The sequence below is a fragment of the Streptomyces sp. NPDC051913 genome (assembly GCF_044593635.1).
Lineage (GTDB): Bacteria > Actinomycetota > Actinomycetes > Streptomycetales > Streptomycetaceae > Streptomyces.
This window is the reverse complement of sequence record NZ_JBIUCI010000020.1, coordinates 124,064-150,489: the sequence shown is the minus strand read 5'-3', so window position 1 is coordinate 150,489 and position 26,426 is coordinate 124,064. Positions and strand designations below refer to the sequence as shown.

The 26,426-nt window shown below is 70.4% G+C and carries 27 protein-coding genes; 16 read left to right on the top strand and 11 right to left on the bottom strand.

Annotation, left to right across the window (positions count from 1 at the left end; all coding sequences use genetic code 11):
* Positions 1-85: 85 nt before the first annotated feature.
* On the top strand, positions 86-1,618 hold the full coding sequence (locus tag ACIHIX_RS40310; protein WP_399965393.1) for an MFS transporter: 1,533 nt from the start codon (positions 86-88) through the stop codon (positions 1,616-1,618).
* Between the two features lie 374 nt (positions 1,619-1,992).
* Complete coding sequence (locus ACIHIX_RS40305; protein WP_399965391.1) at positions 1,993-4,671, top strand: family 78 glycoside hydrolase catalytic domain; 2,679 nt, start codon at positions 1,993-1,995, stop codon at positions 4,669-4,671.
* A gap of 51 nt (positions 4,672-4,722) precedes the next feature.
* On the opposite strand, the gene ACIHIX_RS40300 is transcribed toward ACIHIX_RS40305, so the two are convergent.
* The gene (locus tag ACIHIX_RS40300; RefSeq protein ID WP_399965389.1) at positions 4,723-5,166 is read right to left on the bottom strand and encodes a MarR family winged helix-turn-helix transcriptional regulator; all 444 of its coding nucleotides are present in this window, start codon (positions 5,164-5,166) and stop codon (positions 4,723-4,725) included.
* A gap of 115 nt (positions 5,167-5,281) precedes the next feature.
* Here ACIHIX_RS40300 and ACIHIX_RS40295 point away from each other — a divergent pair, with 115 nt between their 5' ends.
* The 7 genes from ACIHIX_RS40295 to ACIHIX_RS40265 all read left to right on the top strand — a co-directional run bounded on the left by ACIHIX_RS40295 (position 5,282) and on the right by ACIHIX_RS40265 (position 10,908).
* The gene (locus ACIHIX_RS40295; RefSeq protein WP_399965387.1) at positions 5,282-5,842 is read left to right on the top strand and encodes a quercetin 2,3-dioxygenase; all 561 of its coding nucleotides are present in this window, start codon (positions 5,282-5,284) and stop codon (positions 5,840-5,842) included.
* 5 nt (positions 5,843-5,847) lie between these two features.
* Positions 5,848-5,994 carry a DUF1427 family protein gene (locus tag ACIHIX_RS40290; protein WP_314207512.1) on the top strand — a complete coding sequence of 49 codons (147 nt, stop codon included), beginning with the start codon at positions 5,848-5,850 and terminating at the stop codon, positions 5,992-5,994.
* Entirely contained in the window at positions 5,991-6,290 is a 300-nt protein-coding gene (locus tag ACIHIX_RS40285; protein WP_399965384.1) for a DUF1427 family protein, read from the top strand. Before ACIHIX_RS40290 ends, ACIHIX_RS40285 begins: the two co-directional genes overlap by 4 nt.
* Before the next feature lie 41 nt (positions 6,291-6,331).
* Positions 6,332-7,228 (top strand): alpha/beta hydrolase fold domain-containing protein, encoded by an 897-nt coding sequence (locus ACIHIX_RS40280; protein ID WP_399965382.1) that lies wholly within the window; start codon positions 6,332-6,334, stop codon positions 7,226-7,228.
* A 147-nt stretch (positions 7,229-7,375) separates the two neighbouring features.
* Positions 7,376-8,272, top strand: a complete 897-nt coding sequence (locus ACIHIX_RS40275) for an aminoglycoside phosphotransferase family protein (RefSeq protein ID WP_399965380.1) — start codon at positions 7,376-7,378, stop codon at positions 8,270-8,272.
* A gap of 522 nt (positions 8,273-8,794) precedes the next feature.
* Positions 8,795-9,982 carry an acyltransferase family protein gene (locus ACIHIX_RS40270; protein ID WP_399965378.1) on the top strand — a complete coding sequence of 396 codons (1,188 nt, stop codon included), beginning with the start codon at positions 8,795-8,797 and terminating at the stop codon, positions 9,980-9,982.
* 107 nt (positions 9,983-10,089) lie between these two features.
* Positions 10,090-10,908, top strand: coding sequence for an SAM-dependent methyltransferase (locus ACIHIX_RS40265; RefSeq protein WP_399965426.1), 819 nt, complete (start codon positions 10,090-10,092; stop codon positions 10,906-10,908).
* A gap of 15 nt (positions 10,909-10,923) precedes the next feature.
* On the opposite strand, the gene ACIHIX_RS40260 is transcribed toward ACIHIX_RS40265, so the two are convergent.
* Positions 10,924-11,844, bottom strand: coding sequence for a helix-turn-helix domain-containing protein (locus ACIHIX_RS40260; RefSeq protein ID WP_399965376.1), 921 nt, complete (start codon positions 11,842-11,844; stop codon positions 10,924-10,926).
* A 105-nt stretch (positions 11,845-11,949) separates the two neighbouring features.
* Entirely contained in the window at positions 11,950-12,180 is a 231-nt protein-coding gene (locus ACIHIX_RS40255) for a DUF397 domain-containing protein (RefSeq protein ID WP_399965373.1), read from the bottom strand.
* A 160-nt stretch (positions 12,181-12,340) separates the two neighbouring features.
* Between ACIHIX_RS40255 and ACIHIX_RS40250 the strand changes: the two genes are divergently transcribed.
* Genes ACIHIX_RS40250 through ACIHIX_RS40240 form a run of 3 tightly spaced genes read left to right on the top strand, consistent with a single transcriptional unit; the run spans position 12,341 to position 13,538 of the window.
* Positions 12,341-12,823: an ATP-binding protein gene (locus ACIHIX_RS40250; protein ID WP_399965371.1), complete on the top strand. Its 483-nt coding sequence runs from the start codon at positions 12,341-12,343 to the stop codon at positions 12,821-12,823.
* 1 nt (position 12,824) lies between these two features.
* Entirely contained in the window at positions 12,825-13,349 is a 525-nt protein-coding gene (locus tag ACIHIX_RS40245; RefSeq protein WP_399965369.1) for a hypothetical protein, read from the top strand.
* A gap of 15 nt (positions 13,350-13,364) precedes the next feature.
* Positions 13,365-13,538 carry a hypothetical protein gene (locus ACIHIX_RS40240; RefSeq protein WP_399965367.1) on the top strand — a complete coding sequence of 58 codons (174 nt, stop codon included), beginning with the start codon at positions 13,365-13,367 and terminating at the stop codon, positions 13,536-13,538.
* Positions 13,539-13,553: 15 nt separating this feature from the next.
* Here ACIHIX_RS40240 and ACIHIX_RS40235 read toward each other — a convergent pair whose 3' ends face one another.
* Positions 13,554-15,434, bottom strand: coding sequence for a DUF4157 domain-containing protein (locus tag ACIHIX_RS40235; RefSeq protein WP_399965365.1), 1,881 nt, complete (start codon positions 15,432-15,434; stop codon positions 13,554-13,556).
* Positions 15,435-15,619: 185 nt separating this feature from the next.
* On the bottom strand, positions 15,620-16,078 hold the full coding sequence (locus tag ACIHIX_RS40230; RefSeq protein ID WP_399965363.1) for a DUF5707 domain-containing protein: 459 nt from the start codon (positions 16,076-16,078) through the stop codon (positions 15,620-15,622).
* Between the two features lie 252 nt (positions 16,079-16,330).
* Here ACIHIX_RS40230 and ACIHIX_RS40225 point away from each other — a divergent pair, with 252 nt between their 5' ends.
* Complete coding sequence (locus tag ACIHIX_RS40225) at positions 16,331-18,307, top strand: lamin tail domain-containing protein (protein ID WP_399965361.1); 1,977 nt, start codon at positions 16,331-16,333, stop codon at positions 18,305-18,307.
* Here ACIHIX_RS40225 and ACIHIX_RS40220 read toward each other — a convergent pair.
* From ACIHIX_RS40220 to ACIHIX_RS40210, 3 genes are all read right to left on the bottom strand, one after another.
* Positions 18,283-19,044 carry an alpha/beta fold hydrolase gene (locus tag ACIHIX_RS40220; RefSeq protein ID WP_399965359.1) on the bottom strand — a complete coding sequence of 254 codons (762 nt, stop codon included), beginning with the start codon at positions 19,042-19,044 and terminating at the stop codon, positions 18,283-18,285. The two genes, ACIHIX_RS40225 and ACIHIX_RS40220, sit on opposite strands and share 25 nt — an antisense overlap.
* A 234-nt stretch (positions 19,045-19,278) precedes the next feature.
* On the bottom strand, positions 19,279-20,130 hold the full coding sequence (locus ACIHIX_RS40215; RefSeq protein WP_399965357.1) for an RNA-guided endonuclease InsQ/TnpB family protein: 852 nt from the start codon (positions 20,128-20,130) through the stop codon (positions 19,279-19,281).
* Positions 20,127-20,375, bottom strand: coding sequence for a transposase (locus ACIHIX_RS40210; protein WP_399965424.1), 249 nt, complete (start codon positions 20,373-20,375; stop codon positions 20,127-20,129). Before ACIHIX_RS40210 ends, ACIHIX_RS40215 begins: the two co-directional genes overlap by 4 nt.
* A 126-nt stretch (positions 20,376-20,501) precedes the next feature.
* Between ACIHIX_RS40210 and ACIHIX_RS40205 the strand changes: the two genes are divergently transcribed.
* Positions 20,502-20,897: a winged helix-turn-helix transcriptional regulator gene (locus ACIHIX_RS40205; protein WP_399965355.1), complete on the top strand. Its 396-nt coding sequence runs from the start codon at positions 20,502-20,504 to the stop codon at positions 20,895-20,897.
* Between the two features lie 5 nt (positions 20,898-20,902).
* Here the strand turns inward: ACIHIX_RS40205 and ACIHIX_RS40200 are convergent, their stop codons facing one another.
* The 3 genes from ACIHIX_RS40200 to ACIHIX_RS40190 all read right to left on the bottom strand — a co-directional run bounded on the left by ACIHIX_RS40200 (position 20,903) and on the right by ACIHIX_RS40190 (position 23,813).
* A complete protein-coding gene (locus ACIHIX_RS40200; protein ID WP_399965353.1) occupies positions 20,903-21,400 on the bottom strand; it encodes a hypothetical protein in 498 nt (165 codons plus the stop codon).
* A gap of 351 nt (positions 21,401-21,751) precedes the next feature.
* Positions 21,752-22,513, bottom strand: coding sequence for an aminoglycoside phosphotransferase (locus ACIHIX_RS40195; protein ID WP_399965351.1), 762 nt, complete (start codon positions 22,511-22,513; stop codon positions 21,752-21,754).
* Positions 22,514-23,084: 571 nt separating this feature from the next.
* Positions 23,085-23,813, bottom strand: a complete 729-nt coding sequence (locus ACIHIX_RS40190) for a TetR/AcrR family transcriptional regulator (protein WP_399965349.1) — start codon at positions 23,811-23,813, stop codon at positions 23,085-23,087.
* A gap of 89 nt (positions 23,814-23,902) precedes the next feature.
* On the opposite strand from ACIHIX_RS40190, the gene ACIHIX_RS40185 reads away from it, so the two are divergent.
* Both ACIHIX_RS40185 and ACIHIX_RS40180 read left to right on the top strand, forming a co-directional pair.
* Complete coding sequence (locus ACIHIX_RS40185) at positions 23,903-24,763, top strand: SDR family oxidoreductase (RefSeq protein ID WP_399965347.1); 861 nt, start codon at positions 23,903-23,905, stop codon at positions 24,761-24,763.
* Between the two features lie 643 nt (positions 24,764-25,406).
* A complete protein-coding gene (locus ACIHIX_RS40180; RefSeq protein WP_399965346.1) occupies positions 25,407-26,108 on the top strand; it encodes a hypothetical protein in 702 nt (233 codons plus the stop codon).
* Positions 26,109-26,426: the final 318 nt, after the last annotated feature.

The following is a 26,426-nucleotide window of genomic DNA, read 5'->3' as shown; positions in this document are numbered from 1 at the left end:
CGAAAACCTAGCGTACTCGGTTTTCGCTTCGCATCATCGGTCGAAACCTCGGCGTGACGATGCGCCGACCTCCCTGGGAGCCTCCATGAGCCTTTCGCAGGACCCGGCGCCGCCGTCCCCGCCCGCCGCCCCTGGTGACCCCGACACGATCGAGCGAGCGCGGTCCGCCGCCGCGAGCGCGCGTTGGAGCACTGCCGAGCTGCGGCGGCTGACCGCCCTGATCTGGCCCGGACAGCTTCTCGTGGTGGCCGGGATCATCGCCGCGAACTCCCAGCCGCAGATCGCCCAGCACTTCCACACCACGCAGATCGCCTGGTTCAGCCTGGCCTTCACCCTGGCCACGATCGTCGCCACGCCGTTCGCGGTCCGCCTGGGCGACATGTACGGCAAGCGCCGGGTGATGATCGTTCTCGCGGTGGCCGGGCTCGTCGGCGACATCGTCACGGTGCTGGCCCCGACCTATCCGGTCATGGTCCTCGGCCGCGCGATCGGCGGCCTCTACGGTCCCGTCGCGGTCCTCGTCCTGGCCGCCGTCCGCGATCTGTTCCCGCCCCGCAAGGTCGCCCTGGCGCTGGGTACGGTCGCCGGCTCGGTCGGTGTGCTCAGCATGCTCGCCCCGCTGCTGTCCGGCCGGCTGCTGGACGCGTTCGGCTGGCGCGGCGCCCTGTGGTTCCTGGTCGCCTCCACCGTCGTGGCGATCCTGGCGCTGCTCGCCGTGCCGGAGACGCCGCGGCGTGCCGTGGCCGGCCGGCTCGACCGGGCCGGAGCGCTGCTCCTCGGCGGGGGCCTCGCCCTGGTGGTCTTCGCCGTCGGCCAGGGCCGCGACTGGGGCTGGACCTCCGCCGGGGTCATCGCCTCCCTCCTCGCCGGACTGACCGCGCTGGTCCTCTTCGTCACCGTGGAGCTGCGGGTCACCGCCCCGATCCTGGACCTGCGCATGCTCGGGCGCCGGTCCCTGGCCACCGTGCTCCTCGGCTCGTCCGTGCCCCAGGCGGCCTTCTTCGCCTCCCAGGCGATCCTGATCTTCCTGGCGCTCTTCCCGGCGATCCCGCACGTCTCCGACGGCCTGGGCTGGTCGACCACACACACCGCCGTGATCGGCATCCCCGCCGGCATCCTCACCTTCGCGGCCGGCATCGGCGTCGGCAGGGCCGTGCGCACGGCCAGCCCGCGCAGTGTCTGGTACGTCGGGCTCGGCATCCTCGCCACCGGACTCGCCCTGGCCGCCTTCTACCACCACGACGCCACCCAGATCGTCCTGACGGGCCTCGTCATGGGCCTGGGCGGCGGCATCCTCATGGCCGGCCAGCAGGCCATGATCGTGTCGGTGGTCTCGGCGGAGGAGCAGGCCGCCGCCAACGGTCTGTCGTCCCTGCTCACCCAGGTCTTCCTGGCACTGACCAACCAGGCCCTCTACACCGTCCTGGCGGCGGACTCCACCGTGCTCGACGGCACCGCCTTCTACCACGACACCGCCTTCACCCACGCCTACCTCGCCATGGCCGCCGTCGTCGTCCTCGGACTGCTGATCAGCCTCGCCATCCCCCGTCTCGCCCGCCCCGCAGACAGCGCGGCACACGACCTTCAGACCCCGACCGCGACGGTCCCGTCCACCTGACACCCCCAGCCGCAACCGTCTCCCGTCCACCTGGCACCCGGACCGCGACCGCCGCGTCTGCCCCGACGGAGGCCCAGCCCCGGTCGCGGCCCTGGCCCACGGCGAAGACCACCAGGGCGGGGCCCCCGCCGAGGAGCAGCGCTCCGGCCCGGTCGAGCCGGCCGGCCACGGCACGCCGCGGCGTCTCCGGCACGGCGAGCAGCGCCAGGATCGCCACGACGGTGGAGGCGACCAGGAACCACAGGGCGCCGCACCGGCCGCAACCGTCCCCCGTCCACCTGACACCCCCAGCCGCAACCGCCCCGTCCCGCTGACACCCCCAGCCGCAACCGTCGCCTCCGCCTGACACCCCTGGCCGCCCGAGAGGACCACCAGTGCCCCACCCCCGCCCCAGCCATCTGCGCGTAGAACACCTCGACCGGCCCCTGGGCATTCACACCCTCCGCCCCCGCCTGTCCTGGAGACTTCCGCAGGACGCCACTGCACAGCTCGCGTACCGCGTCGAGGCCGGGGAGTGGGACACGGGCCGGGTGGACTCCCGGGCGAACACCGGCATTCCGTACGGCGGTCCAGTGCCCGGCTCGGCGCGCCGGATTCCCTGGCGGGTGAAGGTGTGGACCGACCTCGGCGAAAGCGCCTGGTCGCAGCCGTCCTGGTGGGAGACCGGCCTCCTCGCACCCCAGGACTGGCAGGCCCAGTGGATCGAACCGGCGGAAGCCGAACCCGCCGCCGCTGGCTCTCGCCCCGCCCACCTGCTGCGCCACACCTTCAGCCTCACCGAGCCGGTCCGCGAGGCGCGGCTGTACGCCACCGCCCACGGGCTCTACGAGGCGTTCCTCAACGGCCGGCGCATCGGGGACATGGAACTCACCCCGGGCTTCACCGCCTACCGCTCCCGCCTCCAGGTGCAGACGTACGACGTCACAGACCTGCTGGTGCACGGTGACAACACGGTCGGGGCGATCTTGTCCGACGGCTGGTTCCGCGGCCGGCACGGCTTCGCCCGCGAGGCGGACGGCTTCGGCGCCCGCACCGCGCTCCTCACCCAGCTGACCCTCACTCACCACGACGGCACCACCACCGTCCTGGGCACCGGCCCCGCCTGGCGAAGCACCCCGAGCGCCGTCACCGCGGCCGACCTCATGGACGGCCAGCGCACCGATCTGCGCGTCCACGCACCGGCCTGGTCGACGGCCGACTTCGACGACCGTCACTGGGACAAGGCGCAGGTCGCCGTCGGCGGGCTCTACGACGACTTCAGCCGCCTGACCGGTCCCCTCGCCCCACCCGTCCGCCGGGTCGAGGAACTCACCCCGGTCGCGGTGACCTCACTGGGGCCCGCCCGCCATGTGGTGGACCTGGGACAGAACATCAACGGCTGGGTACGCCTGACGAACCTCGGCCCCGCGGGCACCCGCCTCACCCTCGTACACGGCGAAGCCCTCGACACCGAAGGCGACGTGACCACCGACAACATCCGCGCGTTCGACTGGGCGACCCGCCGTCCACTGCCCGCAGGGCAGATCGACACGGTCGTCTCGGCGGGCCGGCCCGGCGAAGCGTTCGAGCCGCGCCACACCACCCACGGCTTCCGCTACGTCCGCGTCGAGGGCCACCCCGGCCCGCTCACCCCCGACGACCTCCGCGGGATCGTCGTCCACACCGACCTGCCCCGCACAGGCTGGTTCACCAGCAGTGACGCACGTGTCGACCGCCTCCACGAAGCCGCCGTGTGGAGCCTGCGCGGCAACATGTGCGACGTACCCACGGACTGCCCGCAGCGTGAGCGCGCCGCGTGGACCGGCGACTGGCAGGTCTTCGCGCCCACCGCCGCCTACCTCTACGACGTCGCCGGCTTCACCGCCAAGTGGCTGCGCGATCTGGCGGCCGACCAGTGGGCCGACGGCACCGTCCCCAACTTCGTCCCCGACCCCGCCGACGAGCAGGCCCGGCGCGCCTCCGCCGAGGGCGGCATGAACGGCTCCGCCGGCTGGGGCGACGCCGCCGTCATCGTCCCCTGGGAGATGTGGCGCGCCTACGGCGACCTGGACCTCCTGCGCGTCCAGTACCCCTCCATGTGCGCCTGGGTCGACTTCGCCGCGCACCAGGCGCGTACCCGCCGCCACCCCGACCGAGCGGCCGCACGACGTCAGGCGGCCCCGCACGAGGAGCACCTCTGGGACACCGGCTTCCACTTCGGTGAATGGCTGGAGCCGGGGGTCACCCCGGACCTCGATCCCACGCGCGATCACGGCGCCGTGGCCACCGCCTACCTGCATCGCTCGGCCGACCTGCTGGCCCGCACCGCCGCGCTGCTCGGGCACCCGGCCGACGAGGCCCGCTACCGCCGCATCGCCGAGGGCGCCCGGCTCGCATGGCAGCGCGAGTACCTCGCCGACGACGGCACCGTCGCCCCCGACACCCAGGCCACTCTGGTCCGCGCGCTGGCCTTCGACCTGGTCCCGGCGCCGCTGCGGGCGCGCGCAGCCGACCGGCTCGCCGCCCTGATCCGCGCCGCCGGCACCCATCTGTCCACCGGCTTCCTCACCACCGGGCTGCTGCTCCCCGTCCTCGCCGAGACGGGCCATCTCGGCCTCGCCTACGAATTGCTGCTCCAGGACACCGCGCCCTCCTGGCTGACCATGATCGACAAGGGAGCGACCACCATCTGGGAGGACTGGGAAGGAACCGACGGCGCGGGACGGCCGAGGATGTCCTACAACCACTACAGCAAGGGTGCCGTCGTCTCCTTCCTGCACCAGTACGTCGCCGGCATCCGACTGCCGACGGCCCCGGCCGCGAGCGAAGCCGGATACCGGCGTTTCGTCATCGCCCCGCGCCCCGGCGGCGGGCTCACCTCCGCATCCGCCCGCCACGAATCGCCGCACGGGCCCATCACGAGCGAATGGCGCCTCCACGACGGGGAGTTCACCCTCACCGCCCGGATCCCGCCGGGCACGGAAGCGGAGATCCGGCTCCCGGGGGCCGGCACCGCGACCGTGGGACCGGGCACGCACACGTACACGATCGACAGGTGCCGTGAGGACGACTGACACGCGGGTGTGTCGCGGCGGAGTGTGCCCGCGACACTCGGTGCCGGGAGGTCAGGGTGCCTCGACCAGGGGCGGTTCGCCCCACGGGGTGGCCAGCGCCTGTCGCAGTGCGCCGACCGCGTCGGTGCCGATGCGGTCGGCCAGTACACCTTCGATCACGGCGAGCGCGGCCTGGGCCCGGTGATGGACACGGAAGCCTTCGCCGGTCGGGCGGATCAGGCGGCTGCGGGCGGAGGCCGGGTCGGGGATCTGCTCCAGCAACCCCATGCCGATCAGTCCGTGCACGGCCTGGTGGACGGTCTGCCGGGTGACGCCCATCCGGCGGGCGAGCTCGGAAATGGTGGTGCCCTGCTCGTCCAGGGCGGCGAAGACGGCCGCCTGCGCGACGGTCACCGCCTGCTCGCCCGCGGCCTCCATGCTGGCCAGCAACGCGTCGTCGAACCACCGTTTGGCCTCGGTGAACAGCTGGGGCAGGTTCGGCGCGGGCGTGGTCATGGCTCCTCGGGCGGGACGGGGTGTCGAGCATAGCGAGCCTCCGGGGTTCCCTCTTCTCAAATGTCAGGTAGCCTGACATTATCGCCTCGTTCGCCCCGCCGCACCGGAGGTTTCCATGACCATGGAGTTCGCCACCCGCTACCGGTCCCGCTCGCGCATTCCCGCCGAGCCGGGCCAGCCCTACTTCATCGAGAAGGGCATGGGCGACCGCGCCCACCTCTTCACCGACCTGGTCACCGTCTACGCCGGCGGCGAGCAGACCGAGAACACCTTCAACTTCTTCACCGTCGAGGGCCCCCGGGGCGACCTCATCCCCGCCCACTCCCACGCCGACACCCACGAGATCTTCTACGTCACCGACGGCGCCGTCCGGATCTTCGTCGAAGACCTCCAGGGCGAGCAGCAGGAAAAGCTCCTCAGCGCGGGCGACTTCGGATTCGTACCCAAGAACTGCCCGCACGCCTACCGCATCGAGCGCCACCACAGCCGGATCGTCGGTGTAGCCGCCGGCCCGGGGAAGACCTTCGAGCGGTTCTTCGAGAGCCTCGGCACACCCACCGAGGAACTGGGCCTGCCGGCGCAGCCGTACATACCCGAACCGCACAAGTTCGGCACCGTCCCGCTCCAGCACGACGTGCGGTTCCTGCCCGACCACCAGTGGCGCACCGGGAACTGACCGGGATGCCGTACGTCCAAGCGCTGCTGGCCGGGACCCTGGTCGGCGCCCTGTACGCGGCACTGCGCGTCAAAGCGCCCGCTCCCCCGCCCGTCGCCCTGGCCGGTCTGCTCGGCATCCTGGTCGGGCAGACCGTCCTGGGGAAGCTGTGAGCGGCGCGGCCCCCGCTCGCGTGGCCGCGTCCGGCAAACGCGTGCTGATCTCCTTCGGAGCGGGGCTGGCCATGGGCGCCCTCTACTGGACCTGGGACCTGCGGGCACCCGCGCCGGCCCTGCTGGGACTCACGGGCCTGCTGGGCATCGGCCTCGGCGAGCGGGCGGCCACGGCACTCGGCGCACGGATCGCCTCGCGCGGAGCCGGTCCGCGACCGTCCCGAGCCCCGCATACGACCGACGCCCCAGGGACGGCTTCCGGCTGCAACTGCCTGCCGTCATCCAGCCCTCGCTGACCCGCACGACGCTCCCGCCGTCCCGTTCGGAAAGAACCCTCATGCCGCTGTCGCCCGAGCTCGCCGCCCTGCTCGCCCCGCTCGCCCCCGCCCAGCTACCGCTGCCGCCCTCGGCGCATCCCGCCCCGGGCACACGGCTGTTGCGCGGCGCCGTCTACGCCGCCCCGGACGGCATCCGCCCACTCGAACTGGACCTGTGGCTGCCCGAATACCCGCACGATCCGCTTCCGGTCATCGTCTACATCCACGGCGGTGGCTGGCGCACGGGCACCCGCACGGACATGGGACCGCGCTTCCGCTCCTGGCACCTCAGCCCCTTCGCCCGTCTCGCCCAGGCCGGATTCGCCGTCGCCAGCCTCGACTACCGGCTCACCGGCGAGGCCGTCCATCCCGCCCAGCTGGAGGACGTCACCGCGGCCCTGGCCTGGCTCGACGCCCGCGCCGACGAACTCGGCCTGGACACCCGCCGGACCCTCACCTGGGGCGAATCCGCCGGGGCCCATCTGGCCGCGCTGCTGGCCCTCACCACGCCGATGCTCGGCTGCGTCGCCTGGTACGGCCCGACCGATCTGACGACCCTGCCCACCCAGTCCCGGCCCGGCGCCTACGACGCAGGCAGCCCCACGACGCGCGAGGCGCTGCTCATCGGAGCACCCGTGGCGGCGGCCCCCGACCTCGCCCGTGCGGCCAGCCCGGTCACCCACGTCACCGCCGGCGCCCCGCCCTTCCTCATCCTGCACGGCACCGACGACACCCTCATCCCGCTCGCCCAGGGCGAGCAACTCACCGCCGCCCTGCGCGAGGCAGGCGCGCATGTCGACTTCCGCCCCGTCCCCGGCGCCGACCATGCCTGGGCCGGCCTGCCCGACGAGGACGTCGAACGCTGCTTCACCACCTCGCTGGACTTCGCCCGCGCGCTCACCGCACCGGGACTCTGAGCGGGGGGACCGGGGCGGGGACCGCCGGCTGACCGAGACCGACGGACGCCCCGGGCCCTGACGTATAACCACTGGCCGTCACCTCCACTGATCTGGTCTGCTTCCGGCGTCTGGAACCGCACCAGTGGAGTGGAGGGGCCTGCGGGCATGACCATGCACGACGACCAACTGGACGTGACCACCGCGACCGTTGCGGCCTTGATCGACGAGCAGTTCCCCCAGTGGAGCGGCGAGCCGATCAGACCGCTCCCGTCAACCGGGACGGTCAACGCCATCTTCCGCATCGGGAACGACCTCGCGGCGCGTTTCCCCCTGCGTCCCGCCGATGCCGCCGACGCGCTGTGGATGCTGGAACAAGAGGCCCAGGCGAGCGCGGAGTTGGCCCGGGTGTCCCGGTTCCCCGTTCCCGAGCCCGTCGCCCTGGGAAAACCCGGAGCGGGTTGTCCCATGCCCTGGTCGGTCCAGACATGGCTGCCGGGAACGGTCGCCTCCGATGCCGACCCGAGCGGGTCCGAGGCCTTCGCCGAGGACCTCGCGGCCTTCATCGCGGCGCTGCGCGACGCCGAGACGCGGGGACGGCGTTTCAGCGGCAACGGTCGTGGCGGCGATCTCACTCACCACGACGACTGGATGGCACAGTGCTTCGAGGAGAGCGAGGGGCTCCTCGACGTCCCCCGACTGCGCCGGCTCTGGAGCCACTTCCGAGAGTTGCCGCGCACGGGTGCCGACGTGATGAGCCACGGTGACCTGATCCCCGGCAACGTACTGGTCGCGGGAGACCGGCTCACCGGCGTACTCGACACCGGCGGCTTCGGCCCGGCCGACCCCGCGCTGGACCTGGTCGGCGCCTGGCACCTGCTGATGCCGGGCCCGCGGGACGCGCTCCGGCGAGCGCTGGCCTGCGACGACCTGGAGTGGGAACGCGGCAAGGCCTGGGCGTTCGAACAGGCGATGGGCTTGGTCTGGTACTACGTCGAGAGCAATCCGACCATGAGCAGGATGGGACACCGGACACTCGACCGCCTTCTGGCGTCGACGGAGTGACCGCCCACTGCTCTGCGTGCCGACTGGAAACCCGATGAGGTGGCGGCTCTCGAACGGTTGCTCTCATGTCCCCCCCTGGCCAGGATCAGCAGCGCGTTCGAGCCGCGATTCGCGGAGTTCGCATTCGAACCTGCTTTCACGGCCGCCGTGGACCAGCACGTCGCCGAGATACGCGATCGCTTGTCGGCGGCCCACAGCGGGCTGTTTCCTCCGTCGGCCACGACTACGCCATGTGCCGCCCGACCGCGGGCGACGCGTACGGCGACCCTTCCAGCAGCGCCAACGGCCTGGCCTGAGCCCGGTTCCCCCTGGGTTGCGAATGCAGATGATGCCGGTCCCGGTACCCGCTGGCTCGGACAGCCGCTCGGATCCCACCCTGCCCTCCGACCCGCCTCACAGGCGTCTCATCGGCTCGCCCTCGGATTCGGACAGCCGGGTGACAGACAGGAATGTGATCGTGCTTTGCGGACAGGTGAACCGGATTACCCGGAAACAGTCGGCAGGTGGGAAGCGATCTCGTACATGGGCAGCACACCGGACTCGACCGCCGTGGAGACAACCGAGACGGTTACGGCGGTCACGAGCCGGAGACGCACGGCCCCGGCGGCACCAGGTGCACGCCGGGGCTTCCCGTCCGCGAGCCTGCACAGCGGCCGGGTCGGCGCGCTGGACGGATTGCGCACCCTCGCGGTCGCACTGGTCGTCGTCTACCACGTCGACCACTCACTGGTCCCCGGCGGCTCGATCGCCGTCGACGTCTTCTTCACCCTCAGCGGCTTCGTCATCACCCGTCTGCTGCTCGCCGAGTACTCCCGGACCGGCACCCTCGCCCTGCTTCCCTTCTACCGGCGCCGGTGGTTGCGCCTGGTCCCCGCGCTGCTGGCGGTGTGCGCGGTCTGCCTGGTGCTGGCGACGACGACCTCGCTGTGGAGCTTCGACGGCTCCTGGCAGGCGGTGGGCCTCGCGGCGACCTTCCTGACGAACGTCTTCCGGGCCGCTGACTCCGGGGCGTACGGCGGCCCCCTCGCCCACACCTGGTCACTGGGTGTGGAGGAGCAGTTTTATCTGCTGTGGCCGCTCCTGCTGCTGTGCCTGCTGCGCCGTCTGCGGCCACGCACGGTCCTGCTGTGCACCGCCGCCCTGTGCGCGCTGCCCCTCCTGTGGCGCTGCGTCCTGTGGCACCCGGACGCCGTCCACCGGATCTACAACGGGACCGACACCCGCGCCGACGAACTGCTGGCCGGAGCCCTGGTGGCCGTGGTCCTGGCACGGTTGCGACCGGACGACCCGCGCCTGCGCCTGCTGCGCGTCTGGGCGGGGCGGCTCGCCCTTCCCGCCCTCGGCCTGCTCGCGCTCGTAGCCTGGAAGGTGCCGGTGACCGGGAGCGCCGGCATCTGGACCGCCCTTTGGTACACGGTCGGCATCCTCGCCGTGGCAGCGGTGTCCGCCACTCTGATCGCGGGGCTGGAACTGCGGCCCGACAGCCCGCTGTCCCGTCTGCTCGGGCTCGAGCCACTGGCCTGGATCGGCCGCAATCTCAGCTACGGCATCTATCTGTGGCACTACCCCGTCGTACGGCTGCTGGCCTCCCTCGACGTCAAGGACGGGCTGCTGACGGGCACAGTGGTGCTCACCCTGGCGATGGCGCTGCTGTCGTACTACCTCGTCGAACGGCCCTTCCTGCGCCGCGCACGTCGGCACCGGGCCTGACGTCGAGGGGGACTTCCCGCATACGGTGGCTGCGCCAACTTCCTTGTCCCTAGGATGGATTGCCTCACGCACCGGTCAACTCGGTGCGGTACGTGACTGGGGAGACGATGGAGTCCGGGAAGCGGTTGTCCACCAAGATCGACGCCACGGTTCCGACGGCCGCGCGCATGTACGACCATTACCTGGGCGGCAAGGACAACTACGCGGTCGACCGGGCCGCCTGCGAGGAACTGGACAAAGTAGTGCCCAGCACCCGGGCACTGGCGGTGAACAACCGGCACTTCCTTCAGCGGGTGGTCAGGACGCTGGCCCAGGAGCACGGCATCCGGCAGTTCCTGGACCACGGGTCCGGTCTGCCCACGCAGAACAACGTGCACCAGGTGGCCCAGCGCGTCGATCCGAACTCGCGCGTCGTGTACGTGGACAACGACCCGATGGTCCTGGTCCACGGCCGTGCCCTGCTGGACCAGAACGACCGCACGGCCGTGATCCAGGCCGATCTGCGCGACACCGACGTGATCTTCTCCGACCCCGACACCCAGCGGCTCATCGACTTCTCGCAGCCGGTGGGCGTGCTGTTCAACTCCGTGTTCCACTGCATTCCGGACAGCGACACGGACGGTCCTCCCGCCGTGGTGCAGCGGGTGACCGAGCGGCTCGCGCCCGGGAGTTGCCTGGTGATGTGCCAACTGGTCAGCGAGGACCCGCAGGTGCGGGAACACGTCACGGACTTCATGGACAAGGCCACGCAGGGGCACTGGGGCCGGGTGCGCGAGGAGAAGGACGTCGCCCTGTGGTTCGAGGGGCTGGAGATCCTCGAACCCGGCCTGGTGGAGGTGTCCACCTGGCGGCCCGACAACGAAGTGGCGCCGCGTCAGCTGACCCAGGAGTGGATCGAGTTCGGCGGGGCCGGCCGCATCCTGTGAGGGAGCGGCACGGGCTCACTCGCCTCCGTAACGCTGCTTGACGGTCTCCCGCAGACGCTCGAGGGAGTCACGGGGGCTGAGCGCGTCGTCGGCCAGTTGGTCCAGCGCCACGCGGTACTGCTCGGTCTCGTCGCGGTCCTCCAGGAACGTGGCGCTCTTGATGTGCTCCAGATAGACGATGTCCGGAAGGTCGAAACCGCCGAAGCGCAGGTACGTGACCGGAATGGCCGGTGCGGACGCGTTGGTCACGTCCAGGGGTACGACCTGGATGACGACGTGCGACCGCTCGGCCATCGCGACGAGATGCTCCAACTGTTCGCGCATGATGTCGCGGCTGCCCAGTACCCGCAGCAGCACCGACTCGTCGATGATCGCCCACATCTGCGGGGCGTCCGGCCGCCCCAGCAACTCCGAGCGCTTCATGCGCAGTTCCACGCGGCGGTTCACCTCGCGGCTCGGGGCCGAGGGCAGGCCGCGCTCCACGATGGCGCGGGTGTAGGCCGGTGTCTGGAGCAGTCCGGGGACGTACTGAATCTCGAACGTACGGATGAAATCGGCCGCTTCCTGCAGTCCGACGAGCCGGTCGAACCACTCGGGCATCAGCCGCTTGTCGAAGCGCTGCCACCACCCGGGCTCACCGGCCCGCCGCAGCAACTGGAGCAGGACGGACGCCTCGTACTCGTCCGTCTTGTACAAGTCCAGCAGTGCGCGGACATCGGCCTCGGTGGGAGGCCGGCGGCCCTTGCCCGCCTCGATGCGGGACAGCTTCGCCGGGCTGAACCCCACGGCCCGCGCCGCCTGTTCCTGCGCCATGCCCGCATCCTCGCGCAGGCCGGCCAACTGCACGCCGACCAGCATCTTCAGCAGGGTCGGCGCGGGCTCGCTCCGTTGCAGGTACGGTTCGAGCCGGGAGACACGCGGTGAATCCGAGGGCATCCTGACTCCCGGTGGGCAGAAGGCAACAGCCCGCATTATCGCACCAGTTAGCGCCGGCGCGCATGATCCGGGGCCGATCCCGGCGCGGGCGGCGCCGGCCACCGCTCACAGCAGCTGGTCGAACTCCCCGTCCTTCACCCCGGCCAGGAAGGCCGCGACTTCGGCGGACGTATAGACCAGCGCGGGGCCGTGCGGATCACGGGAGTTGCGGATCGCCACTCCTCCCTCGGCCAACGGCGCCACCTCGACGCAGTTGCCCTCGGCGTTGCTGTGCCGGCTCTTGGTCCAGCGGACGCCCAGCGAACTGGCTTGCACCCCGTTCGGAACTGATGGCACCGCAGCCTCCTCGGGTAGGTCGGGAACGACTGGCTCGATCCATGCCCGCAATTTCTCGTGAAATTGCACGGACTGGCTTTCGAGGTGGATAATAGCCCTCGTCGCCAACACCCGTACGGACGCCCAGTCCTGACGCCCTGACGCCACCTCAGGAGATGCCGTGTCGCAGCCCGCGCGCCCAGCACCCTGGCCTGGCCTCGCGGTGATCCCGGCCGCACCGCGTTCCGCCGCACCCCGAACCGCCACCCTGCGCCTGCCCGGCAGCAACGAAGGATGCGCACTGGCGCGCGAGTTCACCGACCGCGTCCTGGGCGAGTGGGAGTTGGCCGAGTGCCGGGACGACGCCCTGACCGTCGTCTCCGAACTCGCCGCGAACGCCGTGCTGCACGGCCGGAAGAGCGACACACCCGACGGCGCCGATCCTGACGTATGGCTGCGGCTGACACGCCGCGCGGCTCATCTGGTGTGTGCCGTGACGGACCAGGGCGCCGGACTTCCCCGTGCGGCCCACGCGCCGGACACGTTCAGCGAACACGGCCGTGGCCTGTTGATCGTCGAAGCCCTGTCGCAGCACTGGGGCTGGACGCGCCACACGCCCTCGCGCAAGACCGTCTGGGCCATGCTGTCCACAGGGGGCGCCTGAGATGCAGCCACTCACCGAGCTCTCCAGCGGTGAGGCAAGCGTGCGGCGGTCCGATCAGGTCACCACGCTCCGCGACGTGGGCCTCGTGCCCTGGGGTGACATCGAGGACTCGACAGGGTCCGCCGCCGCCATCCCCTATCTGCTCGCCGCCATCGCCTCGGGCGACGAGGCCGCCGCGCACGACGCGCTGGACCGGCTGCGGCACCGCATCTGCCGGCACGGCTTCGTCGTCGGACAGGCGACAGCCGTCACGGTCCCCTTCCTGTGGGACCTGGCCCGGCGCCCGCAGACCAGGTGCCGGGCACAGATTCTGCTCCTGCTGCGGAGCATCGCCGACGCCCGGCAGTGGGAGATCATGGCCGCCGCCTACCCGAAGCTCCGCCACCGCGGACACCACGTCGAATGGGAATCGGCCGCCCGCCGCGCGGTACGCGCCCAACGCGGCGCCATCCCGCGACTTCTGGCCGAGCACGACCACGAACTCGTGGACGCGACCAAGGCACTCGCCTGCACCCTGGCCGAGTGAGACCCGAGGGGAATCATGGCGGACTACGAGACACATGCGCGCATGGCCCAGGAGCTCCTGGACACCGTTGCGCCCAAGGACTTCCAGCGCTCCGAATCACTCGCCGTCGCGGCTGCCCAGGTCCAGGCGATCCTCGCCCTGGCCGCGGCCATCGACCGCCGCAGCCGCAACGACGACGGGGCCGGGTGAGGGCCCAACCCCGTACTACTTCGTGGGCAGGGCCGTGAACGCCGTCAAGGTGTGGCGGACGAAACCGCGCAGGCGACGGTCCGTGGCGGAGTTCGGGTCGTTCATCATGCTCAGCAGCTTCATCCAGGGGTCGATGTCACCTACCGGCACCCGCTTGTTCTGTGCTTCCAGTCGGCGGGCGTAGAGCCGGCCCCTGCCCACGGTCCTGAGCTGGGTGAGCGGACTGACCACGCCGCCGGATGCGGCCGTGTAGGCGGTGCGCAGCGCGTCGTCGGTCTCGGCCGCGAACACGCCCGGCAGTTGGACGTAGTAACCCATGCCGGTCAGGTTCGTCCGTACGGTCAGCGGGTTGGTGAAGGACTTCACTCCGTTGGGCACCGGCCGGTGCGTGGTGCCCGCCGGTTTCTCCGCGTCGCCCGCCAGGGCGGCGTTGACGGGGCGGACCGCGGCCGAGGTCCAGGAGCCGTGGAAGGTGTGGCCGAGCGGGGCCGCCGCATCGGTGTCGTACATCTGGAAGTAGTGACCGACCCGGGCCCGTGCGTCGTCGCTCGGCGCGCCCTCCCGGTTCCGGGCGTAGTTCTCCAGCGTGATCACGTCGTTGCCGTCCCGTACCACCACGCTGGCGTAGTGGGCGCTCCAGAAGGAGGTGAGGTCCAGTACGGGGGCTCCGGGCCGGCTGTGGTCGGTGCTGAGTGTGGCGTGTGCCAGATCGCCTCCGGCCGGTACGGCCTGCAACGACATGGCCATGAACGCCTCGCCGACGTCGGGTCGTACGTACTGGTTCACTCCGAAGTGGCGGTTCGCCGGTACGCCGGCGATCATCCGCCAGGTGTCGGTGCGCAGTGCGGTGCCGTACGCCGTGGCGATGGCCCGGGCGGAGTCGGCTTGCTGGGTGCTCTGGGCGGCTCCGGTGACCGCTGGTGGGGCCGGGTTGACGAGGAAGCGGGCGATCTCGAATTCCGCCAGTTGCGGGGGCAGCACGCCGATGCCGTCGGGCGCGACGGTCTCCAGATCGCCCGCGCCCAGGGCACTGCCGACGATGTCGTTGCAGTTCTGGGGTCCCACGGCGGCGATTCCGCGCCCTCCCCAGGGGTTGTGGCGGACGGTCACCCTGCGCAGGACCTGTCCGTTCACCGTGATGGTCTGGTTCTCGAGCGCGGAGTCGGGCACCAGCTCGACGGCCTCGCCCAGCGCGCGCCGCCAGGCGTTGCTCTCGTCGATGAGGGCCTGGGTGGCATAGAAGACCTTCGGTTGGCGGGCGGTGAGCTGACAGTCCTCGATCGCCAGCCGGCCGTTCGCCGACACCCGCAGGGTGACGCCGGCCGGGTCGGCCGAGACCAGGCGGAGCTGCCCGGTGGGGTTGAGGAACGACACCAGCGGATCGGCCGGGGCGGGGACAGCGACGTGGTTGACGTTGTTCTGGCCGATGAAGGCGTCCTGCGCGGCCGTCGGGGACGACCAGACCGAGGCGCCCACGACCACGCCCGCGCCCACCCGCTGAGCCGGCGTCACCTGGTTCCATCCCTGGACCGCGGGCGTCGGCACCGCTCGCGCACCGCCGGGGCCGTCGGGCAGCCGTACCGGCAGCCCCCGGGCGTAGCGTCGGCCGGCGGTGTGTGCCTCCGCCTCCAGTGCCGCGCGGTCGCATCCCGGCCCGACCCGGCCGGCTCGTTGCTGCACCACGTGTGCCACCTCGTGCCCCAGCACCCGTCGGCTCCAGGCGGAGCCGGGCTGCCAGGCGCCGGGCGTCAGGTGAATGTCGTCCCCCACGGTCCACGCCACGGGCCCGCCCCTGGGCGCCGTCGCGTGCAGATGCACCCTTACATCCGCGAACCCGGTCCCGAACGCGGCTTCCAGTTCCGCTCGTAGACCGGCCGGTAAGGCAAATGCCGTCATCGTTCCCCCTGTGGCCTGTGGAGGCGCCCCACCGTGGCGCGCCCACTGTGGGCGGTCAGCCTAGAGTCGTTCGGCGCGGTATGACCGGCTCCGTCGTGATTGGACCCCGAAGCGGTTGCGGGCGGAGTCTCGCGGTGCGGCAGTATCGTTCGTGACCAAGCAGGTTGGGTCGTGCGCTTGTTCGTCTAGCGCACGGTGAAGTCGGTCGCGGTGGTGTCCAGGGTGGTGGTGCCGTCCTTGGCCGTGGCCAGGACGGCGATCCGCCAGACGCCGCGCGGCGACGACGCGGCGTCGGCGGCGGTGACCGTGACGGTGTAGGTGCAGCGCACGGTGTCGCCCCCGGCAGGAACGCAGACGGCCGGCTCCGCGGCGGCCATGTCCTTCTCGGTCAGCCCCTTCTCACCGAGGGACGACTTCTCCGGCCAGGCCAGCACCCGCACGCTCTTGGTGCCGGACGACGCGGTGACCTCGGTGGCGAAGGTGAGCGAGCCGTCCCGGTCACCGTTCGGAGCGGTGTAACGGGCGGTGCTGTCAGCCAGGGCCGGGGGCTGCTCCCCGGCATAGGCGAGGGCGAACGCACCGGCCCCGGCACCAGCGAGAACGACGACACCTGCGGCCACGGACAGAGCGATACGACGGGACATGGGATACTCCGTAAAGGTCATCAGTACTGGATCGAACCGGCGCAACTGCCTTGCGCCGCAGCACAGATACTCGCCGCGCGAGGAGCCGCCGGGCATGAGCGGGCCTACTCAACTCCGCCTGAGTAGCCGACCGGATCACACACCGTCCACGCGCCGGACCCACGGGTTCGTGCCTGGCGTTCGCATGGGCAGCAGGTTGCATTCAGCCGGAGTACACGCGGTCTCAAGGTTGCGTGATCAGAGTTCGACCTCGTGCCTATCTCACACTCGCGTTCCCGCGTCGCCTCCGTGAGCGCCGCGGCTCTGACGCTCTCAACGCTGGTCGTCACCGGAGGGTTTGCCGCGCAGCCGGCGGTCGCCGCGGCCCCGGTCGGCTACCAGAACGTCCGGATCAACGAGGTCACGTCGTCGAACAACGACACGGTCGAGCTGTACAACACCGGTGCGACCGCGGTGAGCATCAGCGGTTGGAAGATGTCCGACGACAGCTTCTCGCCGCAGACGTTCAGCGCGTCCTCCACCACGATCCCGGCCGGCGGCTTCGCCACCTTCAACTCGCCCAAGGGGCTCGGTGACTCGGACAAGGTGGTGATCTACGCGTCCGACGGCACCGTGGTCGACCGCGTTCAGTGGGCCACCGGCGGGGCGAAGCCGGCCATGGCGCGCTGCGGCGGCGACGGCACCGGGGCGTGGGTGACCACCACCGTGGCGACCACGTTCGCCGGGGCGAACGCCTCGGGCTGCCCGTCGTCCCTGCCGGCGGCCAGCAGGGTCCGTCTGAACGAGGTCACCTCGAACGGCTCGGACACCGTGGAGCTGTACAACGGCGGAACGAGCGCGGTCAGCGTCGGGGCGTGGAAGTACGTCGACAGCGACACCAGCCACTCCCCGGTCGCGATCTCGGCCTCCTCGCCGAGCGCGACCAGTCTCCCCGCGGGCGGCTACCTCACCTTCGACTCCACCCTCGGCCTCGGCGACAACGACTCGGTGTTCGTCCTCGACAGCAACGGCAACAGCGTCGACTCGGTGACGTGGGCGACCGATGGCGCCAAGCCGTCCACCGAACGCTGCGCCAACGGCACCGGACCGTTCCAGACCGCCGTGACCGCGACACCGGGCAGCACGAATTCCTGCTCCGCGAGCGGCGGTGGCGGTGGCGGTGGCGAAACAGGCCAACTGCTGGGTGGCGGCGGCTCGCTCAGCAGCGGCTGCACTCCCGAAGCGCCCTCCGGTACGGGCTCTGCCCCCACCGGCAGCCTGGCGTGGCCGGGCGGGCTGGACGTCACGATCGCCGACCAGGTCTGCGCGTTCACCACCTCCACCGGCCCCGAAGGCCGCGACGTCAGCGGCCTGGCCTTCGACCCGGCCGACCCGTCGGTGCTGTGGGCCGCCAAGAACAAGAACTGGCTGTACAAACTGGTCAAGAGCAACGGCCGGTGGATCCCGGACCCGTCCTGGAGCGCGAGCGGCAAGCAGATCCGCTTCGCGAACGGCTCCGGCGAACCGGACTCCGAGGGCCTGACGGTCGGCGGCAACGGCCACCTCTACGTGACCTCCGAGCGGGACAACACCGACAACACGGCCCCCAGGGACACGATCATGGAGTTCGACCCGGCCGCGACCGGTTCGACGCTGACGCCGATCCACCAGTGGGACATGACCTCGCAGTTCCCGCAGCTCGACACCGGCAGCAAGGACGACGCCAACCTGGGCTTCGAAGGCGTCGGCTACGTACCGGACAGCTGGCTGACCACGAACGGCTGGACCGATCCGCTCACCGGCACCGCCTACAACCCGGCGAACTACCCGTCGCACGGCTCGGGCCTGTTCTTCGCGGGTCTGGAGTGGGACGGCACGCTGCACGTCTACGGCCTCAACTCGGACGGTACGTTCACCACGTTCGGCACCGTCGCCACCGGCAAGGCATCGGTGATGGACGTGTCGTTCGACGCCGGAACCCAGCGCCTCATCGCGACCTGCGACAACACCTGCGGTGAGACGCACACCTTCATGAAGATCGACACCAGTGGCGCCATCGTCCCGGACGTGACCTACACGAACCCGGCCGTCATGCCGACCGACAACCTGGAGGGCTTCGCGCTCGCCCCGACCTCGACGTGCGTCAATGGCCGACGCGAGGCGGTCTGGAGCGACGACGGCATCTACGGCTTCGGCTCCGGGAGTTCCTCCTACGGCCACGCCCTCTACAGCGGAACCTTCCCCTGCTGACCCCACCCTGACCAGGGCAGTTTGAGAAGCAGTTCGCTGAGTTCGCCCGGCATGGTGATCATGCAGTCGTGGCCGGTCGGCAGCTCCCAGACCTGGGAGGCGGTGCCGTTGGGCTGGGTCGCGGGGACGGGGCGACGGGTGACGCCTGCCGGCATGGCGCCGACATTGTGGATGTGCGTGCGCGGGATCGCGTCAACAGCTGGGTTGCCCAGTCGCACAGGCTGCCGCAGACAACGCACCGGCTGGTCCGAGAGCATCCCGCGCAGCCACGCGACGTCGGCCGGGTCGGTGACGCCGAACAGACCGAAGGGCGCCGGCTGCTCGGGCAGCGGCGGCACCCGCCAGCCGCTCTCGGACTTCTCGGCCAGCTCGATCAGTTGCCGTGTCACGGGTTGGACGTCGGCTGCGGACTCGCCGTCCTCCGGGACCATCGCGTCCAGATAGACCAGGTGCGCGACGCGTTCCGGAATCCGGTGGGCGACGCCGGAGATCACCAGCCCCGCGTAGCTGTGGCCGACGAGTACGACGTCGCCGAGGTCCTCCTCGGTGATCAGCCCGACCACGTCGTCGACGTGCGTATCTAGACCCACTTCGGGACCGAGCAGGTGTGCCTTGTCGCCGAAGCCGGTCAGCGATGGCGCGAACACCCGGTGTCGGGCGGCCTCCAGCAGCGGTACCACCCGCTCCCAGCACCGTCCGTTGTGCCAAGCACCGTGCACCAGCAGGAATGTGGACATCGATCTTCCTTCGCAGAAGCAGAGATGCAGAGAAGCAGAGCCGCACGATCACGCGTATGCCGCGGCTCGCGGCTCTCGCGGTTACCTTTCGTGCCTCGGTACTGTTTGAGTACCGAGATCATGCTTGTGCACCTGACACTCGGCAGGCAATAAGGCACTTTTCGGTGACCCGGTTCTCTGGCGGTAACCGTGACTCCACCCACGCGTGAACGCGCGGGCTTCCTGCGTCGGTGGCTAGGCCGTTTCCGAGGTGTCGGGCGCGTCCACCGGGACCACGAGGCGACCGGCACTCTCAGCCTTGTTCACCAGGATCTGGAGGAACTGCGCCCAACCCGCGTCGAGGATGCTGCGGTTGAGACCGGCTTTCGCGGCAGCGCCGTTCGGCAGGAAGCTGCCGGGCTGTTCGGGGTCGGCCTTGGGTGCGGGGCTCTTGGTCATGCCCGCCGTGTTGAGCCGCTCGTGGGCGATCACGTCGTGGCCGTGGAAGTCGGCGCGCTGCCGCCTGATCCTGGCGTGCAGCTCGGCGACCTTCCGGGCCGCCGCGCGGTGGCGCTTGGTGCGCTGCCGGGTCCGCTTGGGGAACGTCGCGAGGTGCCGCTGCCCTTCGGCCAGCGCCTCAGCCATCGCGGTGGGGAATCGCGGGTTGGCGACGTGTCCGCCGTCCGACGTGGTCAGGAAGTGGGTGACGCCCAGGTCGACGCCGACGACCGTCCCGGATGGCGGCAGTTCCTCGACGGGCACGTTGTCGCACGAGAGGACGACATACCAACGATTGCCCTCACGCTTCACCGAGACCGTCTTGACCCGGCGGAACAACGCCTGGAACGCCTTGTCCAGGCGGCGCAGGGTGGCTTGCTGGGAGGAGAACGACCAGCGGCCCTGCCGCTCGGGATCGAACGCGCGGATCTCCTTGAGCTCGGCGGACTGGTCGCCGTAGCGGACGGTGGTCTTCGAGGTGTGCCGGTGGGCGTCACGGCGCTCTTGCAGCGCACCGTTGTACAGGGAGCAGTGATCGGCCAGCATCTCGCCGCGCGCTGCCCTCTGACGGGCCGTGGGGCGCAGGAGGAACTTGTACGCGCGGATCACGAGCCGTCCCCCTTCCTCCACGGGCGTGCCCCCTGGGTAATGATGTACTTCTCGACCGTGACTGCCGACACGGCGTCGGCCGAGGCAGCGAAGTACAGGTGCGGGAACTCCTCGCGCAGCACCCGGGAGGTGAAGCCCGTGAACTGGTTTGCCACGTACGAGGCCGACGACTGCGCATCGTGCTTCACCAACAGGGGCATGTGGACGGGCATCACCTCAAGGGCGATGATCTCCCACCCCCGCAGGTCTAGTGCGGCAGAGAGGTGGGCTCAGGTGAACAGTGCGGATCCATGCACCCAGTTGAGGTCAGAGCAGAGTTCACAAGCCATTCCCCACCCCGCTGAAGCGGGGCGTCCCCTGGCTAGGTCCTGATGGACGCGGCACAGGGCGATCCGCGATCGTCGGCGCGGCCCAGCGATGCGTGCCGGACCCGGGTGGTGCTCGACATCGTCGGGGACAAGTGGTCGCTGCTGGTCGTGCGCAATCTCCGGGACGGACCGCGGCGGTTCACCGAGCTCAAGAAGGCGATCGACGGAATCAGCCAGCGCATGCTCACCGTGACGCTGCGCAGCCTGGAGCGCGACGGAATCCTGACCCGCACCGTCCACCAGGTGATGCCGCCTCACGTCAGCTACGAGTTGACCGAGATGGGCTTCACCCTGCGCGAGGCCACCGCGCCCCTGCTGGAATGGAGCATCGCGCACCTCTCCCGGATCGACGACGCCCGCACCGCGTACGACACCCGCGCAGATCCACCGACGACATGACAGCCTCAGGCCCGGTCCGTGCAACTCTCGTCGCCGGACGAAACAGCCGACTCGACCATCGCCGCGACGAGATCCGCTCGGCACAACGCACCCGGCTCACGCATCGACACAGCCCAGTACGCTTCCTTGCCCCTGCCTTCGGTACGGCTCGGCGGCGGCACCTCGATCCATGTCCCCGGCGCCAGCACGGCGGCGCCGCGCGAGGCCCATGCACGGCCCGCGGCCCGGGACACCAGCGCGTAGTAGGTGTGGTGTCCGTTGCTGACGATGACCGGACCGCCGCCCAGTGCCTCGGCGAGGAAGGCATCCACCGCACGCGCCCGACGGGTGCCGGCCGCGCGATTGACGACGTCGGCGGGCAGTCGTACGGCGGTGAAGCGCGCCCCGCAGCGCAGGAACGTGACGTCTCCCTCTTTCCAGGCCCAGTACGCGTCGGAGACGTCGGAGGCCGAGATCAGGAGCCAGTGCTCGACCGCCAGCGCCCTCTCCACGCCGGTGGTCACAGTGGATGCTTGCAGAACCTTCGCCGTCTTCCGCACCCGATCGCTTCTGCTGTCTGGGACGGTCTCCGGCGGATTCCCGGCGCTCTTCATCTCTGGCGGATCCTCCGCGGCAATCGTGCCTGCTCGGCGCGGCAAACGGCTCCTTGCGGCTCAGGACGGACCCGCTCAGCTTGAACGTTTCTGCCGCGATCCGCCCAGCCTGTCGGGGTATCCGCACAGGATCTGCACCCGTGTTTCGACCGACCCGATACCTGTTCCCGTGGTGGCGCCCGGCCGGCCGCGGGCGAACGGAGCGGCCGGAGCGGCGTCTGGGTCGACAAGTCGTTTTGCCTGTGCGAGCCCGGTGGAGCGTCACCGGAAACTGAAGTGATGGGCGATGGCCGCCGCGTTGCGAGCCATTCGGTGCCTCCAGGCCGTTCGCTCCTCGGTGGCGGCGCTCTCCCACTGCCGGGCGTTGGCCATCGCGAAGGCCGCCTTCGCCCGTGGACAGGCAGTGACCCACGAAGCGAATCCTCCGGCCAGGGCGTCGGCCTCGTCGACGGTGTGGCCTGCGTCGACCAGGCTGACGACGAACAGCGCGGGGTCGATCCATGCGGCGCCGCGGGTCGGTGACGACCAGTCGACGAGATGGGCCCGGTCGGAGATCAGCACGTTCTCCGGTGTGAGGTCGGTGTGCAGCAGTGCGTCGCCCGCGAAGAGCCCGGCGGTTCCCTCCGGGGCGTGTGCGGCCCATCTCTCCTCCGCTCGGCCCATTTCCACGTCCAGGGGGACCCGGAGGCACTGCACCTCGTGCACGGCTTCCCGCACCAGGAGCAGGTCGGCCGAGCCGCGCCGGTAGTCGGCATGGCGGCCGCGGATGGCCTGATACCCCAGCAGGACCCACCGGCCGACCTCCAGTTGCCAGCGCAGGCGCGGACTCGCGCCGGGCAGATACGTGTTGATGCGGGCCTCGGCCTGCAAGGTCTCCGCCATGGGGTGAGCGGCGTGCACACCCTTGAGGAAGACGTCGCCGCTGTCCGTCTCGAGCCAGGCCGCGACTCCCGCGTTGCAGCCGCCTCTCACACTGCGCGCCGAATGAACGGTGCCGGTGAGATGACCGACTGCGTGTTTCACGGCAGTGGGCAGCGATGTGAAGGGACGGCGCGGCGTAGACAAGGCGTTGCTCTCGTTTCTCTGACGTGACGTGCCCTCTGCCGGGCTCCGTACGCGGCCGACGACGCTACTTTCCGGACGGCCCCGCACCCACTCGACACGTCAGCTTCCCCTTCCCGGCCAGCCGTTCGAAGGGGTACGGCCGACAGAGTGGGCGACGCGTTCCTCGCAGAGCAACTCTCGACTCATACACCAGAACGAAGGAACGTTCCCATTCGTGTGACAGGTCACCAGATCACAAAACCCTTGTGCCTCCGCGGTGTTGGGAGGTGCATGAGACCGGTCGACGACACCTCGCAGCCCTCACCGACGACCCGCCTCTGGGGTGCCTACTGGCTGCCCAATCCCCCTCAGGACAGCGACAGTTGCCCGTGTTTCACACCTTCCGACACACGCCCCCTCTCAGCGGGCAGCACCACAGCAGGCACACGCTGGTCCCTGATCATCGGCATCGTGTTGTACTTCGCGGCCGTCACGCTCCTGGCTCTGCGCGTGTCCTGACACAACTCCTGAGGGCACCTGAGCGGCGCGTTCAGACGTGGGGTGTGCCTCCGTCCGCGGCCAGGCGGGTGAGCCACTCATGCAGCAGGCGCTGCTCGGCTTCGCTCAGGACGTCGGAGTTCTCAGGGAGGGCGGCGCGCAGCGCGCGGGCCGCCGGGGCGGGGCCGGCCTCGGCGGCGGGGACCGTCGGCTCGGCACGGGTGACGGCCGCCACCATGGATTCGCGCAGGACGCTCAGCAGCGCCGGGTTGCGGCGTTCTTCCGGGGTGGAGTGCCAGGTGATGACCGCTCCTTGCCCGGTGGCCTGGATGATCTGGGCGGCCAGTTCCTCATCCACGCGCAGCCATCCCGCGGCCGCCAGTCGGTGCACTCGGCCGTGCAGGATCTCCAGGCCCGCGCGGTGCGCCGCCTGCGGCCCCCGTCCGGTGGCCCGGTTCATGACCGCGAAGAGCTCCGGGCGCGACACGCCGAACTCCACCACCAGGTCCCATCCGCGGCGCAGCTCCTCCACCGGGTCCTGCGGGGCTGGGTCGAGCTGAGCGCGCTTGCTCTCCAGGAACTGCGCGTAGCCGTGCTCGGCGACCGCTTCCAGCAGCCCCTCCTTGTCCCCGAAGAGGCGGTAGATCGCCGGCGCCTGCATGCCGGCCGCGGCGGCGACCGCACGAGTGCTCACCGCGTCCGGCCCGCCCTTCTCCAGCAGCTCGACGGCCGCCATGACGATGCGACGCCGAGCGCTGTCAGTGGTGTCACGGGAAGACATGAATCAATGATAACGAAGTTATGCTTCCAGCGTTAGTTCCAGTGATACCGTTCAGGTGATTCCATTGGAAACAACTTGGGGAGAATCCCGTGATCATCGTGACCGGAGCCACCGGAAAACTCGGCCGCCGCACAGTCGAGCGCCTCCTGGACCTCGTCCCCGCCGACCGCCTCGGCGTCAGTGTCCGCGACCCGCGCAAGGCGCAGGACCTCGCCGACCGGGGCGTCCGCGTCCGCCAGGGCAGTTTCGACGACCCCGCCTCACTCGTGCACTCCTTCGAGGGCGCCGAGCAGCTGCTCCTCGTCTCCCTCGACCGCACCGGCGAGGAATGCGTCGCGGGCCACCGCGCCGCCATCGACGCCGCCGCGAAAGCGGCCGTCGGCCGCATCCTCTACACCAGCCAGATGGGGGCCGCCCACGACTCCCGATTCCAGGCATGCCGCGACCACGCCCAGACCGAGGACCTGCTGCAGGCCACCGGCCTGCCGTGGACCGCGCTGCGCAACGGCTTCTACGCCTCCAGCGCCCTGCAGTTCCTGGAGTACGCCCGCCACAGCGGCGACATCGCCCTCCCCGCGGACGGGCCTGTCGTCTGGACCGGCCACGACGACCTCGCCGAGGCCACGGCGGCGATCCTCACCGACCCGGGCCACTTCGAAGGGCCCACCCCGCCACTCACCGGTCCGGCGGCACTCGACTTCGACACCGTCGCCGAGATCGCGTCCCAAGTCGACGGACGCCCGTTCACCCGCACCGTCGTCCCCGACGACGCCTTCCGCGAACAATCCCTCGCCCACGGCGCCCCGGCCCCGATCGCGGACCTGGTGGTGAGCATCTTCGCCGCGGCACGCAACGGCGAGTTCGCCGCCGTCAACCCGACTCTGGCCACGCTGATCGGCCGGGAACCGGCCACGTTCCGCAGCGAGCTGGAGCGTGCGTGGGCGAAGTAGGTCCAAGGGACCGGCCGCCTTACGGCACACATCACGCTGCGGACGCGATGCGCCAAGCTCCCACTCAGCGGCGGATCGACTCGCTCACGTGGCGACGGCGGATTCGCCATCGGGGACCGTCAGGGCCGAGGCCGCCATGGTGTCTAGGGTGTGCGGGCTGATGCCGGGAAGTTCCCACACCGCGCGCGAGTTGGAGCTCTACGACCAGCAGGAACTTCCCGGTGGCCGGGTCGTCCTCCACCGGCGGATGACAGCGACCCACATCGGAGGAGCCGTCGAAGGGCGCAAGGCAGACCCCCGGGGCAAGGAACGCGCCTCGCGCCCACGCACAGCCCTCCCCTCCCCACCGTTCACTCCGCACCGGCTCGGTCTCCCTCCGTACGCCGGACAGATCACACCAGGTCACACGCGATCGCTCGGACACCCCCAGAGCCGACCCGAACTGGCAGTCGAGCAATCAGCGGTGCGTGTGATCCGTCCGCGACGGTCGCGACCGAAGTGCTCTCCGAACGTTGGGGCATGTGACGCGTGTTCGAGGGAACGGTTCTGCAATGCCGTCAGTCACCATCTGCACGCGCGCCGCACCGACCGATTTTCATGAGCACACAGGGGACCAGTGGACGCACGCACCTGCAGTACCGGGATGAGCACGGCCGACAAGCGGCGCACCCACCCCGCGAGGGACGGGGCGGCACCCTCGCGGGGCGCGCCCAGCGCCGAGGACGGCTTCGACGCTCTCTACTCCGATATCGCCCGCGGCCTGGTCCATCAGACCTATCTGCTGACCGGGCAGCGCCGCCTCTCTTTCGAGTCCGTCGAATGGGCCTTCCACCACGCCTGGGAACACTGGCCCGAGGTCGCCTGCGACCCCGATCCGGTCGCGTGGCTGCGCACCGCGGCCTACGACTACGCACTCTCCCCCTGGCACCGCCTGCGGCCATCACGCAAGAACCCCGACCTCCCCGTCACCGACGCCACCCACCGGGCCCTGCTCGACCTGGCGCCACCGCACCGACGCGCCCTCCTCCTCTGCGACGGCCTGGGCATCCGCCTCGATCACGCCGCGCGCGAGATGCAGTCCAGCACACCGGCCGCGACAAGCCGCCTCCTCAACGCGCGCACCCACATCGCCCAGCGACTATCCGCTCCGGACGACCCCAGCGCGGTGCAGCAGCGGCTGCACGCCCTCACCGACGCCGTGTCGATCGCGACCGTGCCCCACGCCCGATCCGTTCGCACCAGCAGTGAGGAGCGCACCCGGTTGCAGACCCGGACCGTGTTCGCCGCGATGGGCACCCTGCTCTTCACCATCGCCGTCGCCATGATCCTCACATCCGGCCACTAGCTAGTTCCGGCGACCGCTGCCGGGCCAATGCGCCGCGCACCTGGATGCGTTCGTGTGAACCGTTCACTCGAACGCCACGCATCTTCCCTTCATTTACGTTCGTTAGGCGGACGTAAAACGATTCGGATACATACGGAGAAAGGTTTCCTCTACCGAACGCGTCACTCGAAGGTGAGCGGGAGGAAATGGGTCCGGCCCGTCAGATGAACATGTGAACGAGATCAGGACGATGCGAAACGAATGCCTGCGGGCGGCGTGCGAGGGGCACGCCATCAACAGCCCGCACCGGCGCCACCGTCTGGGTTCCCCGCTCCGGCA